Below are 23,886 nucleotides of genomic sequence, written 5' to 3' on the forward strand. Positions count from 1 at the left end.
GATTGCCGGCTCGTGTCACCACGCTGAAGGAGCTTGCCGCGAGCCTCGGCCTGTCTATCACGACGGTGTCGCGGGCGCTTGCCGGCCATCAGCAGATCGCGCCGAAGACGCGCGAGCGTGTCGCCAAGGCAGCGCGCCAGGCCGGCTATGTTCCCAACACCGCGGCGCGCGCGCTGGTTTCCGGCCGCAGCGGCTTCGTCGGCCTTGTGCTGCCGATCCGCGGTCCCAACCTGGTCGATTCCTTCCTCGGCGAGTTCGTCACCGGGCTCGGCGAGGGGCTGGTGTCTCATGGCGCCGACCTGATCCTCGCCACCGCGGCGCAGGACCAGGCAGAACTTGACGTGCTGCGCCATGTCGTCGAATCCGGGCGTGCCGACGGCGTCGTCGTCACGCGCATCGCCGAGGTCGACGAGCGCCTCGCCTACCTGCGCCGGCGCGGCTTTCCCTTCGTCGCCCATGGCCGGCTGCTCGACAGCGACTTTGCCTACAACTGGCTCGACACCGACGGTGCGCACGCCTTCGGCGAAGCCTTCGACATGCTCTACGATCTCGGCCACCGCCATTTCGGCCTGGTCACGATTTCCGAGCCGATGACCTTCAGGCATCTCAGGCAGGACGGTCTCGCTGCTGCCATCAGTCGCCGTGGCGACCCGTCTGTGCGACTCGATGTGGCGACTGCGCCGCGCTTCGACCGCGGCGCCCGCATTCAGGCCGTCAACCGGATGCTGCAGGGGCCGGACCGGCCGACGGCCATCGTCGCTCTGTTCGACGAGCTGGCGCTGACGGTTATGGAAGAGGCGGCCCGCGCCGGCCTTACCGTGCCGCGCGACCTCTCCGTCATCGGCTTCGACAACATCGTCGCCTCGGCCTATGCGCCGCCTGGCCTCACCACATTCGATGCCTCGATCCGCCAGTGCGCGCGCGAGATCGCCGACATGCTGCTCACCGTCATCGCCGACAAGCCCGCCGAGCCGCTGACGCGGCTGATCCGGCCGACACTGGTGCCGCGGGCAAGCCATGGACCCGCACCAAGGAAAACAAGCTGACGCCGCGATGACGGCGCCCCACCCAGGGAGGAAGAACACGATGAATACGTTGAAGAAACTGGCCGGCGCCGCGCTGGCGCTGTCGCTTGCCGCGGGCAGCGTGCACGCCCAGCAGGTTTTGTTCTGGTCGACACAGGCGCGCCCGGTCGAGGAAACGCAGAAGATGCGCGACCAGGTGCTGAAGGGCTTCGACGGCCCGGTCGATTACCAGGTCGCCGAGGACGGCCCCTGGCTCACCCGCCTGCAGGCCGAATTGCAGGCCGGCTCCGGCACGATCGGCGTGCTTGGCGGCCTGCACGGCGACTTCTCCACCGTCGGCGCCAACCTTGTCGATCTGTCCGCTGTCGATATCGGCCAGGTCAAGGTCAACGAGGTCTATAAGAAGCTCGGCATGCTCGGCACCGGCGGGCAGAAATACCTGCCCTGGATGCAGGCCACCTTCCTGATGGCGGCCAACAAGCAGGCGCTGCAATATCTGCCGGCGGGCGTCGACCTCAATAAAATCACCTATGATCAGCTGATCGAATGGGCGAAGAACATCGCCGAAAAGACCGGCTCGCCTAAGCTCGGCTTCCCGGCCGGCCCCAAGGGGCTGAAACACCGCTTCTTCGAGGGCTTCCTCTACCCGTCCTATACCGGTTCGATGGTGACGAAGTTCCGCTCGCCCGAAGCCGAGACGGCCTGGAACAAGTTCAAGGAGCTGTGGCAGTACACTAACCCCAACTCGACCAACTACGCCTTCATGCAGGAGCCGCTCCTGACAGGCGAGGTCTGGATCGCCTTCGACCATGTCGCGCGGCTCGCCGATGCCTTCAACCAGAAGCCCGACGACTTCGTCGCCTTCCCGGCGCCGGCCGGACCCGCCGGCCGCGGCTTCATGCCGGTAGTGGCCGGCGTCGCCATCCCGAAGACGTCGCCGGATGTGGACAAGGCCAAGGCGCTGGTCGCCTATATGCTGAAGCCGGATACGCAGATCGCGACGTTGAGGGCGACCAATTTCTTTCCTGTGATCGACGTCAAGCTGCCTGACGACATGCCGGCCTCGGTGAAAGCCTTCAGCCCGGCGATCGCCGCCATGACAAGCGCGCCCGATGCGCTGCCGGCGCTGCTGCCGATGGGGCTCGGCGATCTCGGCGGCAAGTTCAACCAGATCTACAGCGACAGCTTCGAGCGCATCGTGCTCGGCGGCGAGGACGTGCACGGCGTGCTCGAAGAGCAGGCGGCTGCGCTCAAGGCGATCATCGACCAAGCCAAGGCGCCATGCTGGGCTCCCGACAAGCCGTCTGAAGGCGCTTGCCCGGTGGAATAGATCGTCAACGAGGATCCTCCCGAGGGGGCGCCCGGAGCTTGTTGCGCTCCGGGCGCCCAGACCGCAGCACAGCACAAAGGACAAGCACCATGAACGGCAAGGCTCTGCCCTATCTGCTGCTGATGCCGGCGACCTTGTTCCTGTGCGTCTTCTTCCTCTACCCGTTCGCTCTCGTCGCCTTCGAGGCGTTCACCCGCGACGGCGCCTTCACGCTCGACAATTTTCGCACCATGGCGGGCAGCTGGAAGTTCCCGGCCACGGTGCGCAACACGCTGCTGCTTGCGGCAATCGTGGTGCCGATCCAACTCGCCATGGCGCTCTTGATGGCGAGCGTCGTGTCGCGGCTGGAGACCGGGCGCAGTGCTGCACTCTACATCTTCGCCATTCCGCTCGGTATTTCCGACCTTGCCGCCGGCCTGATCTGGCTTGCGATCTTCGACCAGTCCGGTTTCCTCAACACGCTGCTTTCAGACCTCGGCATCGTCGACCGGCCGATCATGTTCCTCGGCTATCAGAGCAAGCTCTCCATCTTCATCGCCGTGGTGCTGGCGGAGATCTGGCGCGCCACCGCGATCATGATGGTCATCCTCGTCGCCGGCATGGGGCTCATCCCTAGGGAGTATCACGAGGCGGCGGAGGTCTTCGGCGCGAGCCCGTGGAAACGCTTCGTCCGCATCACGCTTCCGCTGCTTCGCCCCTCGCTGCAGACGGCGATCATCCTGCGCGTCATCCTCGCCTTCGAGGTCTTCGCGGTGGTCGCCGCCCTTGGCGGCACCAATCTGCCGGTGCTGATGGGCGAGACCTTCAACTGGCAGTTCACATTGCAGGACCGCAATGTCGCCGCCGCCTCGGCGCTGCTTATCCTCGCCATCTCGATCGGCTTCACGCTGCTCTTCCTCAGGGTTCTGCGCGTGCCCCGGGAGGCGCGGATATGACAGGCACGCATATGAGCGCCATTGCCGAAGCGCCTGCCGCCGCCGCAACCGCCGATGCACGCAAGGCCGGCGACTGGCTGCTCGTCGCCACCGCTATCCTGCTTTGCGTCTGGGTGCTGCTGCCGATCTATCTCCTGATCGTCAACGCGCTGTCGTCGCCCCAAGAGGTGACCGCCTTTCCCAAGCGCTTCTTCCCGTCCTTCGATATCGGCAGCCTCACCTTCTTCATCAATTTCGCCGGTGTCGCCAGAGCGTTGTGGAACTCGGTCCTCGTCGCCACGCTGACGATGATCCTTTCAATCGGCTTCGGCGCTCCGGCCGGCTACGCGCTGTCGCGCTTCGATTTCCCGGGCAAGGAAACCTTCCGATTCCTGGTGCTGATGACGCGCGCCTTCCCGCTTCCGCTTTTGGCTTTGCCGCTGGCTGTGATGTTCATCCGCACCGGACTCGACGACACCGCGATCGGCCTGGCGCTGGTCCACACCACGCTCGCGCTGCCCTTTGCCGTGCTGATCACCTTCTCGCTGTTCTCCGGCATCCCGGTCGAGCTCGAGGAGGCGGCCTGGACGCTCGGCTGCACGCGATGGCAGGCCTTTCGCAAGGTGATCCTGCCGCTGGCCCTGCCTGGCATCGCCGCCTCCGCCGTCTTCGCCTTCACTATCTCCTGGAACGAAGTGTTCGCCGCCGCCGTGCTCACCATCGAGAACCGCACGCTGACCGCCTTCCTGCTGCAGAGCCTTGGCGAGTCGCCGCTCTATCTCAAATTCGCTGGCGGCGCGGCTCTGGTCGTGCCGGCGCTGATCTTCATCTTCGCCGTCAGGAAATACCTGTTCGCGATGTGGGGGATCGCCAACCGATGACGCAGGGCAGGGAGAACGCTCATGGCTGAAATCGCGATCAAGGGAGTGGCCAAGCGCTTCGGCGGCTTCACTGCGCTGCATCAGGTCGACCTCACCATCGCCGACCAGGAATTCATGGTGCTGCTCGGCGCCTCCGGCTGCGGCAAGACCACGCTGCTCAGGATCGTCGCCGGGCTGGAGACACCGAGTCAGGGCGAAATGTGGATCGGCGGCCGCCGCGTCGACCATCTGCCGCCGCGCGACCGCGGCATCGCCATGGTGTTCCAGAACTATGCCGTCTTTCCGCATCTGACCGTGTTCGAGAACATCGCCTTCGGCCTGCGCATGAAAAAGCTGCCGCAGCAAGAGGTCGAGCGCCGCGTCAACCGCACCGCCGAGCTGATGCATATCGAGCAGTTGCTCAAGCGCTATTCCGGCCAGCTTTCGGGCGGCCAGCGCCAGCGCGTCGCTGTCGCCCGCGCGCTCGCCATGGAGCCGGACGTCATCCTGATGGACGAGCCGCTGTCCAACCTCGACGCGCTGCTGCGGCTGGAGATGCGGGCCGAGCTCAAGGGCGTGCTCGCCGCCTCGAAGACCACCACCATCTATGTCACGCACGACCAGGTCGAGGCGATGAGCCTCGCCGACCGCATCGCCGTCATGCATCAGGGCCGCATCGTCCAGGCGGCTTCGCCGGTCGAGGTCTACCGCAACCCGGCCGCCCGCTTCGTCGGCTCCTTCATCGGCAACCCGCCGATGAATTTCCTACCCGCGGCGAAGGCCGCGAACGGAAGCTGGAGCGTCGCCGGGCTGACGCTGCCGGGACCGAAGTCGGATAGGCAGGCGATCGAATTCGCCATCCGGCCCGAAGATGTCGAGGCCGGCGAGGCCGGCTTGCCTGCCATCGTGCGCGTTATCGAACCGCTCGGGCCGCACACGCTGGTCACTTGCGATGTCGAGGGCGGCCTGTTCCGCGCGGTGCTGGAGTCCAGCGCCACCGTCGCCGTGGGCGACCGCTTGCGGCTTGCCCCCAAGCCCGAGCGCATCCGCTGGTTCGATCCTGAAACGACGCATGCCATCTGAAAGACCTGAAGCCGCCATGACCGCATCCGCCGCAAAAGACATCATCGCTCGCGCCGTCGAGGTGCTGAAGGAGAACGATCACGGCGCCTACACCATCCCGACCAAGGGTCTCTATCCCTTCCAGTGGAACTGGGATTCCTGCCTGACCGCGCTTGGCCTCGCCCATTACGACGAGGTGCGTGCCTGGACCGAGATCGAGACCTTGTTCGCACATCAATGGCCCGACGGCATGGTGCCGCACATCGTCTTCCACGTCTGGAGCGATGGTTATTTTCCTGGACCTGAGGTCTGGCGCACCGGCCGCCCGACGGCGACCTCCGGCATCACCCAGCCGGCCGTCGCCGGCTTTGCCGTGCGCCGCCTGTTCGATCGGGCAAGCGACAAGAAGCTTGCCACGGAGCGGGCGCGCGCGCTGCTGCCCAGGATCGACGCCTGGCACCGCTGGTTCTACGAAAACCGCGATCCGAAGGGCGAAGGCCTTGTCGCGATCATCCATCCCTGGGAGTCCGGCCGCGACAATTCGATCGACTGGGACGAGGCGTTCGAGCGCGTGCCGACCGAAGGTGTCGAGCCCTACACACGCCGAGACATCCTGCACGCCGACCCGGCGCACCGACCGACCAAGGCGCAATATGACCGCTATCTATGGCTGGTGCAGCATTTTCGCGGGCTAGGATGGGACAATGCCAGGCTGCATGGCGCCTCGCCATTCCAGATCGTCGATCCGGGCTTCAACGCCATCCTGATCCGCGCTTCGGCCGACCTTGCCGATCTCGCCGAAACGCTTGGCGACACCGGGATCGCCAAAGCTAATCGCGCCCGCGCCAAAAAAGGCCTGGCGGCGATGGAGCGGCTGTGGAGCGAGGCGCATGGCCAGTATCTCTGCCTTGACCGCATCACCGGAGAGCTAGTCGACAGCGCCTCAGTCGGCGGCATCCTGCCGGCCTTCGCGTCAATCCCGAAGGCTCGTGCCGCGGCGATCGCCGCAAGGGTCGAGCGCCTCGCCGGCAAGGCCCGGCACATCGTGCCCTCGCACGATCCCGACGACCCGCGCTTCGACGCCAAGCGGTACTGGCGCGGTCCGGTCTGGCTGGTCGTCAACTATATGATCGCCGACGGACTTCTCGCCGCCGGCCATGCGGAGGTTGCCAAGCGCATCACGCAGTCCAGTCTCGACCTGATCACCGAAAGCGGCTTCGCCGAATACTACGATCCCCTGACCGGTGAACCGCTCGGCGGCGGCCGTTTCACCTGGACGGCGGCCATGGTGATCGAGTTCTTGCGCGGGGTGTAAGCATGCCACCAGAGGCGTCTCGGCCACGGCACCGAAATTCGGGACGGTTCAGAACATCTTCTCGTCGATCATCTCGAACCGCTCGACCTCGCAGTGCCGGCCGACCAGCGCCAGAACGTCCGTGGAGGGCTCGACTGCATCGGGCTGTCTCCATCCGAGCTTGAAGGAGAACACGAAGCGGTCGCGGCCGGTGTCGTGTTCCATACCGATCAAGCGGGCATCGTAGCCGAGCGGGCTCACCATCTGCAGGAGATCGGGCGGAGAGGCGTTCGGCCATGAGACCGAGATGATGGCGTGGTGGTCGCGCCGGATCTTGAGATCGACCCATTTCAAAGCCTGCAGCGTCACCAGGGTCAGCACCGTCGCAATCGCGCCGAGGCTGAACTGGCCGCCGCCGAAGGCCAGCCCGATCATCGTCATGATCCACATCGTGGCGGCGGTGGTGACGCCGGTGACGAGATCGCCGCGCCTCAGGATGGCGCCGCCGCCGATGAAGCCGACGCCGGTGAGCACGCCGAGCGCGAAGCGCATCACATCCATGCGCACGAAGGAGTCCGGCCCCTTGCCGGATACATCGAGCAGCATGTTGGCCTGGACCATGGCGACGCAGGCCGCCAGGCCGACCAGTATCGTCGTGCGCAGCCCGGCGGAGTGGCCGCGCGCTTCGCGGTTCAAGCCGATGAGGAAGCCTGCGAGCAACGTCAGCAACAGCCGCAAGACGAGATCCGGCCAGGTCGGATGAAGCGGCATGTCGCAGCAAAGCGGCTCGAACATCCTCGGTCAGGGCAGGGTCGGTGCCTTGTCCTCGATTGCGTTGGACGTTCAACTAAACTCCGCTGCGGATGGTTCCTGGCCGACGTCGCTCAGTTGTACCCGGTTCAGCGGATGGCGAGACTGAGCACCAGCGCCAGCACGACAGCGCCAACCAGCCCGGCAATGAAGATAATGCGCTGAGCGCGCGTGTGCAGGATGATCTCGCCCTGCCTGGCGTCCCGGCCGGAAAAGACCGGTCGTTCCTTGTCTCGATCCTCGCTCATGATCTGCTCCTTCCCTGCGGGTGGGCACGGGAGGTGTCAGGACAGGAACCGATTTGCCGGCGTGAAGGTTCCGCCGGATTCGCGCCGGCGGACGGGTAGGCTCCCGCGACCGGGTTTTCAGCCGGCCGCGGGGCAGGGCGGGTTAGAGCAATTCCAGGAAAAGTGTGAAACGGTTTTCCGTCCGAATTGCGTCAAAACAACTAGCCGAACTTCGGGTCGAGGCTGCCCGACTTGTAGCGCTTGGCCATGTCCGACAAGGGGATCGGCTTGATCTTCGGCGCGTTGCCGGCGGTGCCGAACTGCTCGAAGCGCTCCTTGCAGAGCTTCTTCATGGCGGCCATCGCCGGCGTCAGATATTTGCGCGGATCGAACTCCGACGGGTTCTCGGTCAGCACCTTGCGGATCGCGCCGGTAAGCGCCATGCGGTTGTCGGTGTCGATGTTGATCTTGCGCACGCCGTGCTTGATGCCGCGCTGGATCTCTTCCACCGGCACGCCCCAGGTCGGCTTCATCTGGCCGCCATATTTGTTGATGATCTCCTGCAACTCCTCCGGCACCGAGGACGAGCCGTGCATGACGAGATGCATGTTGGGCAGGCGGCGGTGGATCTCCTCGATCACGTTCATCGCCAGCACTGCGCCGTCCGGCTTGCGCGAGAACTTGTAGGCGCCGTGGCTGGTTCCCATGGCGACGGCCAGCGCATCGACATGAGTGTCGCGCACGAACTGCTCGGCCTGCACCGGGTCGGTGAGCAACTGATCGTGGCTGATCGCGCCTTCGACGCCATGTCCGTCTTCCTGCTCGCCGCCGCCACTTTCCAGCGAGCCGAGCACGCCGATCTCGCCCTCCACCGAGACGCCGCCCCAATGCGCCATGTCGACGACGCGCCGGGTGATGCCGGAATTATAGGCGTAGTCTGCCGGCGATTTGCCGTCCTCCTTCAGCGAGCCGTCCATCATCACCGAGGTGAAGCCGTACTGGATCGCGGTGACGCAAGTCGCTTCATTGTTGCCGTGGTCGAGATGCATGCAGACCGGGATGTCGGGGTGGATTTCGACCAGCGCGTCGATCAGCTTGGCCAGCACCACGTCATTGGCATAGGCGCGCGCGCCGCGGCTCGCCTGCAGGATGACCGGCGACTTGGTCTCCTCGGCCGCCTCCATGATGGCGAGGCCCTGTTCCATATTGTTCATGTTGAAGGCAGGCACGCCATAGCCGTGTTCGGCGGCATGGTCGAGCAATTGTCTCAGTGTGATGCGAGCCACCCAATAGTCTCCCGTATCTGGTTTCGAGCCGTGTTCAAAAAAGGGCCGCCCAGCGTCGGGCGGCCCGTTGCTTCTGGCCGGATTTCGCAGTTACCGCAACCTTTTGCAGCCTTTTCGGCCGCAATTCTTGTTGCAGGGCTGAAATCCGGCCCTGTTGAGCCTAAGCAGCGATCCGCTCGCGCGCGGCAAGGATCTCGACGCAGGCCTTCGCCGCCTCCTTGCCCTTCACCCGAAAGTGCTCGTGGAAGAAGCGGTGGTGCTCGGCGCTCTCATGGTAGTTGTGCGGCGTCAGTACGGCCGAGAGCACCGGCACACCGGTCGCGAGCTGCACATTCATCATGCCGTCGATTACGGCGCTTGCGACGAAGTCGTGCCGGTAAATGCCGCCATTGACGACGAAGGCGGTGCCGAGGATGGCGGCATAGCGGCCGGTTTCGGCGAGCGTCTTGGCATGCAGCGGGATCTCATAGGCGCCCGGCACATCGAAGGTCTCGACGGCGAAGCCGCCGAGCGCGGCAAGTTCCGCCTCGAAGGTCGTCACGCACTGGTCGACGATATCGGCGTGCCAACGCGCCCGGATGACGGCAACACGGCGGGTTTCTTTGTCTTTGGGGAAATGCTGATTCATGGGTCCTTCCTTCCGTTTCGAACCAGAATCAGGACGCACGACGCAAAATCCGGCCCCCGCGAGCGAGCCGCCTTGCGTACGTTCTCTTCCATCCGGACTGTAACCGTCGGCTCCGGAATCACACCGGATCTGCTGACCCTCCCGTTTCCGGGAGGCGCTCGCGGGCTCGGGTCGAGACCCTTACCGCCGGTGGGGACTTTCACCCCGCCCTGAGAACTTAACGGTGGAGGTATGGGAAGCGGGCGGCGCGCTGTCAACAGCAAGCGTGCTTGCCTGCGGCTCTGGAACAATAATCCGTCCGATCTGCCTTGCGGCCTGAAATGGGTCAGCCCCGCTCGGGAAACATCGCCTTCAGCCCCTCGCGCGAGGCCCTGGCCACACCGCGCTCGGTGATCAGGCCGGTGACCAGCCGCGCTGGCGTCACGTCGAAGGCCGGGTTCGCCGCCGGCGTCGCGTCGGGCGAGACGCGCACCTGGGCGACCTTGCCGTCTGCCGTCTTGCCCCAGACCAGTGAGACCTCGTCGCCGGAGCGTTCCTCGATCGGGATCTCGGCAAGCCCGTCGGCGACGGTCCAGTCGATGGTGGGCGAGGGGAGCGCGACGTAGAAGGGCACGTCATTGTCGGCTGCGGCAAGCGCCTTGAGATAGGTGCCGATCTTGTTGCAGACGTCGCCATTGGCGGTCGTGCGGTCTGTGCCGACGATCACCATGTCGATGTCGCCGTGCTGCATCAGGTGGCCGCCGGCATTGTCGACGATCAGCGTGTGCGGCACGCCGTGGCCGGCCATCTCCCAGGCCGTCAGCTGGGCGCCCTGGTTGCGCGGCCTGGTCTCGTCGACATAGACATGGACCGGAATGCCCGCCTCGGTCGCCAGGTAGATCGGTGCCGTGGCGGTGCCGTAGTCGACGGTCGCCAGCCATCCGGCGTTGCAATGGGTGAGGATGTTGACGGTCTCGCCCGGCTTCTTCTTCGCCGCGATTTGCCTGATGATGGCAAGCCCGTTCTCGCCGATGGCGCGGTTGAGCCCCACATCCTCGTCGGCAATCTCGGCGGCGCGCCGGTAAGCCGCCTCGGCGCGCTCTCCCGGCGCGAGTGGCTTAAGAAACCGCCGCATCTCGTCCAGCGCCCAGCGCAGGTTGATCGCCGTCGGCCGCGTCTTGTGCAGCGTCTCCCACACCGCATCGAGCGCTTCGTCCGACGCATCGTCGGTCATCTGGATGGCGACGCCATAGGCGGCGGTGACGCCGATCAACGGCGCGCCGCGCACCCACATGTCGCGGATCGCGGTGGCGATGCCGGCGACGGTTCCGATCCTCTCGACGCGGAACTCGTGCGGCAGCCAGCGCTGGTCGATGATCTCGACCGAACGCTTGTCGTCACTTAGCCAGATGGTGCGGTAGTGGCGTTCGCCGACGTTCAAATTCTATTCTCCTGTTCGATCAGCGCGGCCAGGGTGTTGACCTCGTCGATACCGTGGATCTGACGCCGGTTGACGGCGATATGCCTGCCGAAGCGCAACGCCTTGGCCTCACATCTGGCGCGCAGGTCGGCATCGGCAATGGTCTCGAAATCGGCATTGTGGGCGAGGCCGAGGATGCGCCGGTGCACCTCGATGCCGGCGAAGCCGAGCAGGTCGGTCCAGATGCCGGAGAGCATGTGGTCGAGCGCCTGTTCGGCGCCGAGCCGATCGTCCTGATTCTCGAACAGGCTCTTCTGGTAGAGCATGCCGGTGCGTTCGGTCCGCCACAGATGCGAGAACTCGGCGCGGAAGACGGCCCAGGTCTCGGCCGTGACCTTGAGCAGGTAGGCACGCATCGAGTCCCGGCTGCCTTTCTCCTCGTGGCCGCGCTGCGAGAAGAAGGCCATCCAGAAATTGGCAAGCAGCATTCCGACGTCGAAGGCGATCGGGCCGTAGAAGGCGAACTCCGGATCGATCATCCGGGTCTCGCTGTCGGTCACCATGATCGAGCCGGAATGCAGGTCGCCATGCAGCAGCGTCTCGGCATTGGCGGCGAAGAGGTGCTTCAGCCGCTGCGCCTCGACCTTTAGGTCGCGGTCGGCGCGCAATTCGGCCACCAGGCCGTCGAGCTGCGGGCTGGTGTGCCGGTTCATTTCGGCGTCGAAATAGGGGTCGGAGAACACCAGGTTCTCGGTGATGTCGCAGAGCTCGACATTGTCGGCAAACAGAGCAAGATCAGCCTTGCGCTCTCTGGTCACCATCGACAGGTCCGAGCCGCGGAACAGCGTGCGGGCCATGAACAGGCCGATGTCGCGCGCGATCTTCGGCAGCTCGCGGCCGTCGATCAGCGCGCGCCGCAGGATGATGTGCGGCGGCGCCAGATACTCCATGACGATAAGCGCTTGGGTCTCGTCGAAATGATAGATCGCCGGCACCGAGCCGGGCGCTCGGCGCTCTTGCCTGGTCAGCGCGTGATATTCGAAGAACGAGCGCTTCAACGGCAGCGGCCAGCTGTCGCCGACCAGCCGCACATAAGGCAGTGCCTGCTTGACGACCGCGGCGCCCTTGTCGCCCTCGACGATGAAGACAAGGTTCAAATTGCCGTCGCCGACCTCGCGGACTTTCCAGCGGCTGGCGTCCTTGCCGATACGCTCGCTCAGCGCCGTGGTCTCGCCAAGGCGCTTCGGCAGCGTCTCCACCGACAATGCTTCGAACTTCCCGGTCATCCTCACCCTCCTGCGTGTGGTCTCCAACGATAGCGGAGCCACGGCGGCGTGGCCAAGCTAGGGAGCGCTCTGGCAATTGTCAATCGTGTTGACAATTGCCGAGTGAGCCCATAGCGTCACGAACCAGGGAGGAACGAATGGGCGCAGATGCCGTGTTCCGTGTGGAAGGCCTGAGGAAATCCTTCGGCCAGAACGAGGTGCTTGGCGGCATCTCGCTCGATCTGTTTGCGGGCGAGGTCACCGTGCTGATGGGCGCCAACGGCGCCGGCAAATCCACCTTGGTCAAGATCGTCAGCGGTGTCTACGAGCGCGGTGCCGGCACGATGCGGCTAGCCGGCCAGGCTTTCGATCCCAGCACGCCGGCGGAAGCCATCCGCGCCGGCGTCGTCACCGTGCACCAGAACATCAATGACGGCGTGGTGGCCGATCTCGATGTCGCCACCAACCTGACGCTGGACCGGCTGAGCGGCAAGGGCGCATCGTTGCTGTTCAAGCCTGCCAACGTCCGCGCCGAAGCCTGGGCCGTCGCCGATCGTATGGGGCTTGCCATCGACCTCAGGGCGCGTGTCGCCGACCTCTCGCTCGCCGACCGGCAGATGGTGGCGATCGCCCGCGCCATGGCGCACCAGCCGAAAGTGCTGATCCTGGACGAGCCGACCTCGTCGCTGTCGAGCGCCGAGGCCGACCGGCTGTTTTCGCTGATCGACCGGCTGCGCGGGCAGGGCGTCGCCATCCTCTATATCTCGCACCGCATGTCCGACATCAGGCGGCTTGCCGACCGCATCGTCTCCATGCGCGACGGCATCATTTCCGGCACCTTCGACCGGAAGCCGCTCGACTATGAGGGCGCCGTCAACGCCATGCTCGGCCGCAAGATCCATCTCGACCGGGTCGTCGCCAGAAACTCGGCGCGCGTGGTCTTCACCGCCGAAAGCCTGCAACTGGCGCAGGGCGCCAAGCCGATCTCGATGACGCTCGGCGCCGGCGAGGTGGTGGCGGTCACCGGTCTTGTCGGCGTCGGCAAGACGGCGCTGGCCGAGACGCTGTTCGGCGTGCGCAGGCCGCTGGCCGGCACCATGCATATGGACGGCCGGCCCTATGCGCCAGGATCGGCGCGCGAGGCGATCGCTGCCGGCGTCTTCCTCGTTGCCAAGGACCGCGCGATGAGCGGCATCGTTGGCGGCTTCAACATCGAGCGCAACATCAGCCTGCCGTTCCTCAAGCGCATGTCCGGCTTCGGCGTCATGAAGAAGCGTGTCGAGCGCGCTGCCGCGCGCCGCCAGATCGACGAGTTCGGCATCGTCTGCCGCTCCGAGAAAGATGAGCTGTCGGCGCTCTCAGGCGGCAACCAGCAGAAGGTGATGGTGGCGCGCTGGATGTCGCAGGCCTCGCGCCTGTTCATCCTCGACGAGCCGTTCCAGGGCGTCGATATCTCGGCAAGGCGCGACATCGCAGCCAAGCTGAGGGCAAGTGCCGACGGCCGCGCCACACTGCTCTTCGTCACCGAAATCGACGAGGCGCTGGAGACCGCCGACCGCATCCTGGTGATGTCGGAGCAGACGATCGTCGGCGAGCACAGGAACGATGACATCGATCTCGATCGGCTGCTGGCTGAAGTGGCCGGCGGGCCGCTGCACAGCGCGGCGTGAGATCGCACGGATGACGAGACTTGGAGTGCAGGCATGAGTTCCAGTTTGGCGGAGAGGGCGACAGCGCGGGAGCGTTCGATGACATTGCGTGACCATGCCATCCGCTATGGCTTCATCGTCCTTCTGGTCGGGCTGATCGCCTATTTCGCGGTCGCCGCCGACGGGTTCGTCTCGCCGCAAAGCGCGGTCTTCATCTTCCAGTCGGTGGCCATCACCGGCGTGCTGGCGCTCGGCGTCACAGCAACGCTCGTCGTCGGCGGCTTCGACCTTTCGATCGGCTCGGTCGCCACCAGCGCCATGATGGCGGCGTCCTATGCCATGGTCGTGCTGGAGCAGAACGCCATCGTCGCCGTCATCGCCTGCCTGGTCATCGGCGTCGTCGTCGGCCTGATCAATGGCTGGCTGATCGTCTATATGCGCGTGCCCGATCTTCTGGCGACGCTCGGCATGATGTTCCTGCTGCTCGGCCTGCAGCGCATCCCGACCGAGGGCCGTTCGATCGCCACCGGCATGACCATGCCCGACGGCTCGGTCGCCAACGGCAAGTTCAGCGAGGCCTTCCTGGCGCTCGGCCGCCACCGCATCGACTTCTTCATCCCGAGCCTGATCCCGGTCTCGGTGGTGGTGCTGGTCGTGCTCGCCGTGCTGATCTGGTTCTTCCTCGAATACACCCGCTTCGGCCGCATGATGTATGCCGTCGGCAGCAACGAACGCGCCGCAGAACTCGCCGGTGCGCCTGTCAAGGCATACAAAATCTGGGCCTACGTCATTTCAGGAGTTTTTGCCTCGATCGGCGGGATTTTGCTCGCCGCCCGGCTTGGACGCGGCGACATCGCCTCGGGTAATAATCTCTTGCTCGACGCAGTAGCGGCGGCGCTCATCGGCTACGCGGTGCTCGGCGCCGCCAAGCCCAACGCCTTCGGCACCGCCGTCGGCGCGGTGTTCGTCGGCGTCCTGCTGCAAGGCCTGACGATGATGAACGCCCCTTACTACACGCAGGATTTCGTCAAGGGCGCGGTTCTCGTCGTCGCCCTTGTCTTCACCTTCGCCCTTTCCGGCAGGGGCAAGAGATAGTTTCGACCGGGGCATTGATGAGAACACAACGGAGGACAACGACGTGAGCATCACAAGAAGACTTTTGGGGAAGGCCGCACTCGGCCTCGCGGGCGCGGCGCTGCTGATGCAGGGGTCGGCATTGGCAGCTGACCGTCCGGCGCCATTCGACAAGCCGGGCGTCAAGATCGCGCTGGTTCGGTACCTTTCGACAGGTGACTTCTTCCAGGCCTATCTCTCCGGCGTCGAGGCGCAGGCCAAGGCGCTTGGCGTCGATTTGCGGGTGCTGGACAGCCGCCAGGACGCGGCCCTCCAGGCCGACATGGTCGACCAGGCCATCGCGCTCGGCGTGCAAGGCATCATCATCCAGCACGGCCTGACGGAATCGATGAAGGACGCCGCCCAGCGCGCGGTCGACGCCGGCATCAAGGTCGTCGCCTTCGACGTCAATGTCGAGAACCCGAAGATCCCGCAGATCGAGCAGTCCGACCGAGACCTCGCCCGCCTCGCCCTCGAGCAGGCGGTCAAGGACAATGGCGAGAGCTGGAAGGCCGGCTATGTCTATGTCGCCGGCATCGCGCCGCTCGACCGCCGCAACGAGACCTGGGTCGACGTGAAGAAGAAATTTTCGGGCATCAGCGAGGTCGCGCAGTTCGGCACGCTCGACAATCCGATCGCCAACTCGGTCGCCAACCAGGCGCGCTCGGTGCTGCAGGCGCATCCCGACATCAAGGTCATGTTCGCGCCCTATGACGAGTTCGCCAAGGGCGTGAAGATCGCCGTCGACGAGGCGGGCCTCAACAAGGGGATCAAGATCTATTCGGCCGACATCTCGACCTCCGACATCGCCGCGATGCGCGAGGCGGACAGCGCCTGGGCGGCGACCGCCGCCACCAATCCGGCCGTCGTCGGCCAGGTATCGGTGCGCGCGCTGGCGCAGCTGCTCGCCGGCGAGGATCCCGGCCACAACGTCATCGTGCCGCCGACGCTGATCACCCAGAAGGAGCTCGTCGACAAGGACATCAAGAACATGGAGGACCTGTCGGCCAAGCTGCCGCAGTTCGCCCATGCCGATGTCGCCATGCCCGCCTGGATGCCGAACCCGAACGCCAAGTAGCGTTCGGCCATCCGCCAAAGGAAAGAGCGGCTCTCGGGCCGCTCTTTTTGTTGCGTCGGTCGCTCAGGCCGATCGGGCGGCGCGGGCGAGGCCATGCGCCACCAGCCGGTCGATGACCTCCGGATAGCTGACGCCGCTCGCCGCCATCGCCTTGGCGTACATGCTGATGTCGGTGAAGCCTGGAATGGTGTTGAGCTCGTTGATCAGGAACGTCATGTCCGGCCTGACGAAGAAGTCGACGCGGGCCATTCCGTCGCAGCCGAGCGCGCGAAACGCCTTCGCCGCCGTCTCGCGGATATCGCCTTCGATCTTCTCGGGCAGTTCGGCGGGCACCTTAAGTGCCGCTCCATCCTTGTCGATGTATTTGGCGTCGTAGCTGTAGAAGCCGTGGCTTTCGGCCGGCACGATCTCGCCGGGGCGGGACGCGAAGAGGCCTCCTTCCGTGTCCTCCAGCACGCTGCATTCGATCTCGCGGCCGCGAATGAATTCCTCCGCCAGAAGCTTGCCGTCGTGCCTGAACCCTTCGGCGAGCGCTGTCTCGTAACCCTTTTCGTCGGAGACCTTGCTGACGCCGACGGAGGAGCCCTGGCGGGCCGGCTTGATGAAGACCGGAAGCCCTAGCGCCTGCTCGATCTCCGCGAAGGCGGGCACCGCCTCGGGCAGGATCGTGATGGACCGTGCAACGGGCAGCCCGGCCGCCTTCAGCAGGCGCTTGGCGATATCCTTGTCGAGCGCTGTGGCCGAACCGAGGATGCTGCAGCCTGCAAGCGGCACGCGCGCCACTTCCGCCAGGCCCTGCGCGGCGCCATCCTCGCCATGCAGCCCGTGCAGGACGGGGAACAGGATGTCGATGCCGGGCAGTTCGTGTGGCGGTCCATCGACCGGAACTGCGAGCATTCGTCCATGCCCGCCGGGCACCAGACAGATCTCCATGCCGTTTGAAGGTGTCGTCAAAGCGCCGTCCTGGAAGCTGCTCAGCAGCCATTGCCCCTGGCGGGTGACGAAGATCGGAACGGCATCGTATTTCGCGGGATCAAGCGCGAGCATGACATTGGTCGCCGAAAGCAACGAAACCTCATGCTCGGCGGAGCGTCCGCCGAAGAGCACGCCAATACGCAGTCTTTTCTCGGCCATCGATATCTCCGGAATGGTCAAGTTGGAGGATTAGAAACCGACCGCGATGCCGCGCCGGGCAAAAAAGCGGTCGAAACTGGCCAGCGGCAGCGTGACGTCCGCCTGGCTCTGCCGGTCGTGGCCGGACGGGTTGTGGAAGCGGATTTCCCCGGGCGAGGCTGCCGTCACCAGCACCAGATGCCCGCCCTTCGATGGCGGCTCGCGCTCGGGCCAACGAATCCCGGGATGCACGGAGGCGATGAAATAGCGCCACCCGGAAAGAAGCCCGGGCACCATCGTCATATCGACATTCGTCATCGTCTCGGCGGGGAGGCCGAAACGTTCGCGGACGAACCTGACGAAGGGCTCGTAGATCAGCCCCTTGATCGAACCGTCTCCTTCATTGACGACATAGCCGCCATAAGCGGTGCATGCGCGGGCGAGTTCGAGCGTCGGATGGATTTCACCACGCGCGGCAAGGATCATTTTCAGGCAGGCCATGCCGCAGACATTGACGGCCCAGCGCGCATAGTCCTCGACCGTCTCGGCGCCGGAATTGCGCCATAACGGATCGCGATGCAGAACCGATGGTCCCTCCGCCAAGAGCGGCAAAGTCATGCTGGGCGATTCCCACTGGCTGAAATAAGGCACTTCCCTGGATTGCATACCGGCTCCAGCCTTGCATCTCGCATACGAGGCGCAAGGCACCCTTAAAGCTGTTCGAGCAATAAGCGAAGGATTTGAGCGGATTTTGACCAGTTAGAGCAGTTTTCCAGCAGAAGTGTGAAACCGTCCGGAACTGCGTCAAGACGAGATCGAGCGGTTCGTCGTTTTCATCAAACGACGAACCGCTCCGGGATGCCCTTGCTTCGTCAGCGCAGCGCCGCAGCGATGTTGCCGCCGTCCACCGTCGTCACGTCCGCCGTGGTGCGTTCGGCGAGCGCCTGGTGCAGGAAGGCCTGCGCCACGTCGTCGGCCGTCACTTCCTGTCCGAGCAGGTTGCCGGACATGTATTCCTTTTCCGAGACGCCGCGCGCCCCGGAACGGCTGGCGATCATGGCGTCGGTCAGAAGGCCGGAGCGGATGCGGTCGGCGTTGACCGCGTTGGAGCGGATGCCCTGCGCGCCGTAGTCGAGAGCGTATTGCCTGGACAGGAAGAGCGTCGCCGCCTTGGGCAGGCCGTAGGCGCCGAATTTCGGTCCGGGATTGACCGCCTGCTTGGAGGTGTTGAACAGCAGCACCCCGCCCGTGCCCTGCTCGAGCATGATGCGCACCGCGTTCTGCGCCGCCGATTGGTGTGCGAAGAAGTTGAGCTCGAAACTTTTGCGCAGAAGGGCATCGTCGAGTTCGCCGATCCGGCCTTCCCAGGCGGCGCCGGCATTCGAGACCAGGATGTCGACGCCGCCATAGACGGCGACTGCCTTGTCGAAGGCGGCGCGCATCTCGGCCGGATTGGTGATGTCGGCGCCGACGCCGATCGAGTTGTTGCCGGCTGCCTTCGCCGCCTCGGCGGCTTTGGCCGGGTCGAGGTCGACGATGACCGCATGCGCGCCATTGGCCGCGAAGAGCTTCGCCGTCGCGGCGCCGATCGCGCCGGCGCCGCCGGTGATCAGCACCACCTGGCCGGTCAGCGGCTTCGGCTTGTTCGAGGCGAGCTTTGCCTGCTCCAGCGACCAGTATTCGAGCGGGAAGAGATCTGCTTTGGACAGCGGCTGGAAACTGCCGATGGCTTCCGCGCCGCGCACCGCCTCGATCCACATCTCGCCGACATCGGAAGCGATCTTTGCATCCTTCAGCGTGCGGCCATGGCCGAACATGCCGAGGCCGGGCACCAGCGTCAGCCGCGGCATCGGGTCGAGCATGGTGCGCTTGACGTTGTCCAGCGCGTCGTTGGTCTCGAAATAGGCGCGGTAATCCTTGGCGAAGGCTTCGACATGGCCGCGGATGACGGCCTTGTAGTCGCCGAGCTTGTCGGCATCGGGCGCCGGCACAGCCATCGGCCCGGTCTTGATGCGGATCGACAGGTCCGGCGTCGAGACGCCTTGGCCGGCCAGGTCGGCGATCTTTGCCGAATTGATGAAATCGACGATCGCGTCCGAGGTGCGGAAGTCGCTGATCATGCGGTCGAAGCGGCCTTCGCCGCGCGCCACCGCGACGGCGCCGCGCAGCGTCGGCGCGATATCCGCCGGCCTGGCGAGCTTCGCCGGCAGCGCTGCCTTGGCCGCCTGCGGCTTGCCGTTCCTGGCAACATAGTCCTCGGCGACGTTCACATAGTGGATCATCCGGTCATAGGCCTGCCTGGCGTCGTCGCCGAAGGTGAAGATGCCGTGCTTGTCGAGGATCAGGCCTTCGAAGCTCGGGTCGGCGTCAAAAACGTCCGCCGCGGCCTTGGCGAGGTCGAAGCCGGGCTTGATATAGGGCACATAGCCCATTTTGCTGCCGAACACCTTTGCCACCAGCGCCTTGCTGTCCTCCTGGTCGACGATCGCGAGAATTGCGGTCGAATGCGTGTGGTCGACGAATTTGTGCGGCAAGAAGGCATGCAGCAGGGTTTCGACCGACGGGTTGGGGGAGGCGGGGTCGATGAGGTTGGAGCGCTGCAGCGCCACCATGTCCTCGTCCGAGAGCGTGTCCAGCGCGCGCGCCTTGAGCAGCGCGCCCATTTTCACCGCCGGCAGGCCTTGCGGCTCGATGACGGCCATATCCCAGCCGCTGCCCTTGACGCAGAGCACGTCCCATTCGTCGCCGACCAGATCGGTGGCCCTGGCCTTGCAGGAGGTGTTGCCGCCGCCATGCAGCACCAGCCGCGGCTCGCTGCCGAGCAGGCGGGTCGTGTAGACGCGCAGCGCAAGGTCGCGGCCGACGCCCTTCTTCGCGTAGTCGGCCACCATCTTTTCCGCGTCGGCGTCGTTCCAAAGGTTCTTCATGTCGTTCCGTCCGATTTCGTCTTTTGCTGCTCATGAACAGGAAGCCGCGACGTCTTGATGACAGAGGCGGCGAGGATAATTTTTAGGAGGCCTTTTTGCTGGCCGCGCCCGCGTGATCGAGAAGACGCCCGGCCATATGCGCGCCGATCACCAAATGCGTGCACAGCCCGCCGGCGATTGCCGCCAGCAGCGGCTCGAACTTGCTGTCCTCCTGCACCACCATCAGCCGCTTCCCGATGGCGCGCAGCGAGGCGAGTTCGGCGGAAATGACGCGTCGGTTGTAGTCGCAGTCGAGCACCTCGCCATCGGCGTCGATGACCTGCCCGGCAATCACGCCGGCCGCACCTTGCCCACGCAGTGCCGACATTTCAGCCGGCGACAGCGCGCCGCATTTCACCAGATGGCTGTCGGCGTCGACCGCGCCGACGGAATAGAGCGCGAGATCGCAGTCCCCGATGCCGGCAAGCTGGTCGCGGATCACCGGTTCGGCGCGCAAGCCTTGTGCCAGCCCTTCCGTCGACAGCACCAGGGGCGCGTAGAAATTCAGGCCCTTGGCGTTCAGCCGCCGGGCGATCTCCATCGTGCACTGGTCGGGCCGGTAGGAATAGGGCGCGCCGAGATTGCCGCACAGCTGCACCACGGTTACGTCCTGCAGGTCGGCATAGGACATGATGTCGGCGATGGTGTAGACGGTGCGGCCCCAGGCGACGCCGATGCGGTCGCCCTTCTTCACCAGTTCCAGAAAGACGCTTGCCGCCAGCACCGCGATGTCGGTCGAGGCGTCGGCCACATAGGCGTTTTCCGGCGCGATCCAGACGGCGTCGAGCTTGAAGGCATCCTCCAGCTGGCGCGCCATGACGTCGTCGGTGAAAAGCTGCGTCGACGTCGAGATGTTGACGATGCCGGTCTCGCGCGCCTTGCGCAGATACATGGCGACCGATGCGCGCGAAATCTTGAGCTGGTTCGCCACTTCGTCCTGGCGAAGGCCATGCGCATAGTAAAGCCAGGCGGCCTTATGGATGAGCTGTTCTGCCGGTCTGATCGCCATGCCGCCTCCTCGGCTGACATTAGTCACGGCTCTCGACAAAAGTCAAATCTGGGTGGTTGGGTGCAATCGCCTTCCGGCGCGGCCGGATCGAGACAGCCATTCTACCGGGCGCTCATATCATAGCATTTCCCGATCGTTCGGGGGGATGGCATGATGGCTGACCAGTGGTTAGAAAGCACGAAAAGACTTTTGGGGAGGATGGGATGGCCAATCCCTACGAACAGGACCTCGACAGGAACGCCGCCAACCACCAGCCGTTGACGCCGCTCACCTATCTGGAGCGTGCGGCCAAGACCTATCCCGACCACGTCGCCATCATCCATGGCAGCCAGCGCATCTCCTATCGCGATTTCTGGCGACGCTCGCTGAAGCTAGCCTCGGCGCTGTCGCGGCGCGGCATCGGCAAGGGCGACACGGTGACGGTGATGCTGTCCAACACGCCCCCGATGCTGGAAGCGCATTTCGGCGTGCCGATGACCAAAGCGGTGCTGCATTCGCTGAATACCCGTCTCGACGCCGCCGTCATCGCCTTCCAGCTCGACCATGCCGACACCAAAGTGCTGATCGTCGACCGCGAGTTCTCCGGTGTCGTCAGGGAAGCGCTGGCATTGGCCAAGGCCAAGCCATTGGTCATCGATTATGACGATCCGGACTACTCGGGTGATGCTCCCTATCCGAAGGGCGAGCGGATCGGAACGCTCGACTATGAGGACTTCGTCGCCGGCGGCGACGAGGCCTTTGCCTGGTCTATGCCCGATGATGAGTGGGACGCCATCTCGCTCAACTACACCTCAGGCACCACCGGCAATCCGAAGGGCGTCGTCTACCACCATCGGGGTGCTGCGCTGATGGCCTACACCAACACCATCCATGCCGGCATGGCCAAGCATGCGGTCTATCTCTGGACGCTGCCGATGTTCCACTGCAACGGCTGGTGCTTCCCCTGGACGCTCGCCGTGCAGGCCGGCACCCATGTCTGCCTGCGCTGGGTGCGGGCCAAGCCGATGTATGACGCGATTGCCGACCACGGCGTCACCCATCTCTGCGGCGCGCCGATCGTCATGTCGGTGCTGATAAACGCGAAGGACGAGGACAAGCGCCAGTTCCCGCAGACCGTCACCTTCAACACGGCCGCCGCGCCGCCGCCGGAGGCGGTGCTTTCCGGCATGGCCGATGCCGGCTTCGCCGTCACCCATCTCTACGGCCTGACCGAGACCTACGGGCCGGCCGTCGTCAACGAATGGCACAATGAGTGGGATGCGCTGGAAAAGGGTCCGAGGACGGCGAAGAAGGCGCGCCAGGGCGTGCGCTATGCCGCGCTCGAGGGGCTGACGGTGATGATTCCCGAGACGATGACGGAAACGCCGGCCGACGGCGAGACGATCGGCGAGGTCATGTTCCGCGGCAACATTGTCATGAAGGGCTATCTGAAGAACCGCAAGGCAACCGACGAAGCCTTTGCCGGCGGCTGGTTCCACTCCGGCGATCTCGGCGTCATGCATCCCGACGGCTACATCCAGCTCAAGGACCGTTCCAAGGACATCATCATCTCGGGCGGCGAGAACATTTCGTCCATCGAGGTCGAGGACGCGCTCTACAAGCATCCTTCCGTCGCCTCCTGCGGCGTCGTCGCCCGTGCCGACGAGAAATGGGGCGAGGTGCCGGTCGCCTATGTCGAATTGAAGCCGGGCAAGACCGCGACAGAGGCGGAGATCATCGAGCATTGCCGCGGGTTGCTTGCTCGCTTCAAGGTGCCGAAGGCTGTGGTCTTCGCCGAGATTCCGAAGACCTCGACGGGGAAGATCCAGAAGTTCCGGCTGCGGGAGATGGCGAAGGGGGTGTAGCTCTTTCAAGTTGGCTAGGTCGAGTTCCCGGCCACCCCCTCTGTCCTGCCGGACATCTCCCCCGCAAGGGGGGAGATCGGATGTCGCCCCTGCTTTCGCTAATCGCCCAACGTTGCAGGTTAAAGCGCCGCCAACGAAGCTGCCAATCTCCCCCTGCGGGGAGATGGCCGGCAGGTCAGAGGGGAGTGGACGGAACGCAGCGCCGGAAAGTTGCCCTCCTGCCTCCTTCACCACCTGCTCAATGTCACCATCTGTCACCATTTTGTACGCGTACATCGATTTCGCGTTGACTCTTCGCTCCTTTCGATTTACGAGTGACGAAAGTTGAAATTCGTCACTCGTAAAACGAAAGCGCCATGTCAGAAGCCGCCAACATAGTGGCCGACCCCGCCAGACAGGAGAATGTGACGCGCATTCTCGACTGCGCCGAGCGCCTGTTCCGGCACTACGGCTACGGCAAAACCAACGTTGCCGACATCGCCCGTGAGCTCGGCATGTCGCCGGCCAACATCTACCGCTTCTTTGCCTCCAAGGTCGAAATCCACCAGGCCGTCTGCGGTCGTATGCTCGGCGCCAGCTACGCGATGGCTTACGAGATTTCGCGCCTGCCGATCAGCGCCGAGGAGCGGCTGCGCCGCTACGTGCAGGCGCAGTACAAGATGACGCTGGAGGTCATGCTCGACGACCAGAAGGTGCATGAGATGGTCATCGTCGCGCTCGAGCGCGACTGGGGCGTCATCGACAAGCATGTCGACCGCATCCACGACCTGCTGGCGGACGTGATCCGCGAGGGCATAGAGGCCGGCGAGTTCAGGAAGCAGGATCCGGTCATCGCCTCGCGCTGCTTCGGCGCCTCGACCGTCATCCTGTGCCATCCGCAGATGGTCGCGCAGTGCCTTGCCAAAACCAACAGGGCGATGCCCGACGACCTCATCGACTACGCAATCAGAGCCTTGAAATAGCCGCCGCCCGCCGGGTGCCGGTCGACATTCATCTCCAGTTCGGGAGTGCTAA

At 64.8% G+C, this 23,886-nt stretch carries 21 protein-coding genes and 1 riboswitch; of the genes, 11 read left to right on the forward strand and 10 right to left on the reverse strand.

From position 1 onward, the window contains the following. The first annotated feature begins 2 nt into the window (after window positions 1-2). From AU465_RS26055 to AU465_RS26080, 6 genes are all read left to right on the forward strand, one after another. Window positions 3-1,046: a LacI family DNA-binding transcriptional regulator gene (locus AU465_RS26055; protein ID WP_192254609.1), complete on the forward strand. Its 1,044-nt coding sequence runs from the start codon at window positions 3-5 to the stop codon at window positions 1,044-1,046. Between the two features lie 40 nt (window positions 1,047-1,086). Beyond that, complete coding sequence (locus tag AU465_RS26060) at window positions 1,087-2,355, forward strand: ABC transporter substrate-binding protein (RefSeq protein WP_192254613.1); 1,269 nt, start codon at window positions 1,087-1,089, stop codon at window positions 2,353-2,355. Between the two features lie 89 nt (window positions 2,356-2,444). Then, the gene (locus tag AU465_RS26065) at window positions 2,445-3,290 is read left to right on the forward strand and encodes a carbohydrate ABC transporter permease (RefSeq protein WP_192254615.1); all 846 of its coding nucleotides are present in this window, start codon (window positions 2,445-2,447) and stop codon (window positions 3,288-3,290) included. After that, a complete protein-coding gene (locus AU465_RS26070) occupies window positions 3,287-4,150 on the forward strand; it encodes a carbohydrate ABC transporter permease (RefSeq protein WP_246506403.1) in 864 nt (287 codons plus the stop codon). Before AU465_RS26065 ends, AU465_RS26070 begins: the two co-directional genes overlap by 4 nt. Window positions 4,151-4,171: 21 nt before the next feature. After that, the gene (locus AU465_RS26075) at window positions 4,172-5,212 is read left to right on the forward strand and encodes an ABC transporter ATP-binding protein (RefSeq protein ID WP_192254617.1); all 1,041 of its coding nucleotides are present in this window, start codon (window positions 4,172-4,174) and stop codon (window positions 5,210-5,212) included. Window positions 5,213-5,228: 16 nt separating this feature from the next. Further along, window positions 5,229-6,506, forward strand: a complete 1,278-nt coding sequence (locus AU465_RS26080; RefSeq protein WP_192254619.1) for an amylo-alpha-1,6-glucosidase — start codon at window positions 5,229-5,231, stop codon at window positions 6,504-6,506. A 48-nt stretch (window positions 6,507-6,554) separates the two neighbouring features. Here the strand turns inward: AU465_RS26080 and AU465_RS26085 are convergent, their stop codons facing one another. The 6 genes from AU465_RS26085 to mtnK all read right to left on the reverse strand — a co-directional run bounded on the left by AU465_RS26085 (window position 6,555) and on the right by mtnK (window position 12,121). Then, window positions 6,555-7,256 carry an MgtC/SapB family protein gene (locus tag AU465_RS26085; RefSeq protein WP_246506404.1) on the reverse strand — a complete coding sequence of 234 codons (702 nt, stop codon included), beginning with the start codon at window positions 7,254-7,256 and terminating at the stop codon, window positions 6,555-6,557. Between the two features lie 128 nt (window positions 7,257-7,384). Then, the gene (locus tag AU465_RS26090) at window positions 7,385-7,543 is read right to left on the reverse strand and encodes a peptide ABC transporter permease (RefSeq protein ID WP_192254623.1); all 159 of its coding nucleotides are present in this window, start codon (window positions 7,541-7,543) and stop codon (window positions 7,385-7,387) included. Between the two features lie 200 nt (window positions 7,544-7,743). After that, on the reverse strand, window positions 7,744-8,808 hold the full coding sequence (gene fba / locus AU465_RS26095; protein ID WP_059185845.1) for a class II fructose-bisphosphate aldolase: 1,065 nt from the start codon (window positions 8,806-8,808) through the stop codon (window positions 7,744-7,746). A 160-nt stretch (window positions 8,809-8,968) separates the two neighbouring features. Further along, on the reverse strand, window positions 8,969-9,436 hold the full coding sequence (locus AU465_RS26100; protein ID WP_192254624.1) for a 6,7-dimethyl-8-ribityllumazine synthase: 468 nt from the start codon (window positions 9,434-9,436) through the stop codon (window positions 8,969-8,971). 76 nt (window positions 9,437-9,512) lie between these two features. Then, window positions 9,513-9,657, reverse strand: a riboswitch (FMN riboswitch). A 104-nt stretch (window positions 9,658-9,761) separates the two neighbouring features. Further along, complete coding sequence (gene mtnA, locus AU465_RS26105; protein ID WP_192254626.1) at window positions 9,762-10,856, reverse strand: S-methyl-5-thioribose-1-phosphate isomerase; 1,095 nt, start codon at window positions 10,854-10,856, stop codon at window positions 9,762-9,764. Continuing rightward, window positions 10,853-12,121 carry an S-methyl-5-thioribose kinase gene (gene mtnK / locus AU465_RS26110; RefSeq protein ID WP_192254628.1) on the reverse strand — a complete coding sequence of 423 codons (1,269 nt, stop codon included), beginning with the start codon at window positions 12,119-12,121 and terminating at the stop codon, window positions 10,853-10,855. The genes mtnA and mtnK overlap by 4 nt, the downstream gene beginning before the upstream one ends. Window positions 12,122-12,258: 137 nt before the next feature. Between mtnK and AU465_RS26115 the strand changes: the two genes are divergently transcribed. The 3 genes from AU465_RS26115 (at window position 12,259) to AU465_RS26125 (ending at window position 15,940) form a co-directional block, all read left to right on the forward strand. After that, window positions 12,259-13,770, forward strand: coding sequence for a sugar ABC transporter ATP-binding protein (locus AU465_RS26115; protein ID WP_192254630.1), 1,512 nt, complete (start codon window positions 12,259-12,261; stop codon window positions 13,768-13,770). Between the two features lie 78 nt (window positions 13,771-13,848). Next, window positions 13,849-14,844 carry an ABC transporter permease gene (locus AU465_RS26120; protein ID WP_192254632.1) on the forward strand — a complete coding sequence of 332 codons (996 nt, stop codon included), beginning with the start codon at window positions 13,849-13,851 and terminating at the stop codon, window positions 14,842-14,844. Window positions 14,845-14,887: 43 nt separating this feature from the next. Next, entirely contained in the window at window positions 14,888-15,940 is a 1,053-nt protein-coding gene (locus AU465_RS26125) for a substrate-binding domain-containing protein (protein ID WP_192254634.1), read from the forward strand. A gap of 63 nt (window positions 15,941-16,003) precedes the next feature. On the opposite strand, the gene AU465_RS26130 is transcribed toward AU465_RS26125, so the two are convergent. The 4 genes from AU465_RS26130 to AU465_RS26145 form a co-directional block, all read right to left on the reverse strand. After that, window positions 16,004-17,074, reverse strand: a complete 1,071-nt coding sequence (locus AU465_RS26130; protein WP_210325249.1) for a D-alanine--D-alanine ligase family protein — start codon at window positions 17,072-17,074, stop codon at window positions 16,004-16,006. A gap of 30 nt (window positions 17,075-17,104) precedes the next feature. Beyond that, complete coding sequence (locus AU465_RS26135) at window positions 17,105-17,719, reverse strand: hypothetical protein (RefSeq protein WP_192254636.1); 615 nt, start codon at window positions 17,717-17,719, stop codon at window positions 17,105-17,107. Window positions 17,720-17,925: 206 nt separating this feature from the next. Beyond that, the gene (locus AU465_RS26140) at window positions 17,926-19,980 is read right to left on the reverse strand and encodes a bifunctional aldolase/short-chain dehydrogenase (RefSeq protein WP_192254638.1); all 2,055 of its coding nucleotides are present in this window, start codon (window positions 19,978-19,980) and stop codon (window positions 17,926-17,928) included. 82 nt (window positions 19,981-20,062) lie between these two features. Beyond that, window positions 20,063-21,028, reverse strand: a complete 966-nt coding sequence (locus tag AU465_RS26145; RefSeq protein WP_192254640.1) for a sugar-binding transcriptional regulator — start codon at window positions 21,026-21,028, stop codon at window positions 20,063-20,065. A 203-nt stretch (window positions 21,029-21,231) separates the two neighbouring features. Here AU465_RS26145 and AU465_RS26150 point away from each other — a divergent pair, with 203 nt between their 5' ends. Continuing rightward, window positions 21,232-22,872, forward strand: coding sequence for an acyl-CoA synthetase (locus tag AU465_RS26150; RefSeq protein ID WP_192254642.1), 1,641 nt, complete (start codon window positions 21,232-21,234; stop codon window positions 22,870-22,872). A 356-nt stretch (window positions 22,873-23,228) separates the two neighbouring features. Next, window positions 23,229-23,834, forward strand: a complete 606-nt coding sequence (locus AU465_RS26155) for a TetR/AcrR family transcriptional regulator (protein WP_192254644.1) — start codon at window positions 23,229-23,231, stop codon at window positions 23,832-23,834. The last annotated feature ends 52 nt before the right edge of the window (window positions 23,835-23,886 follow it).

The organism is Mesorhizobium silamurunense (assembly GCF_014843905.1).
GTDB classification, from domain to species: Bacteria; Pseudomonadota; Alphaproteobacteria; order Rhizobiales; family Rhizobiaceae; genus Mesorhizobium; species Mesorhizobium silamurunense.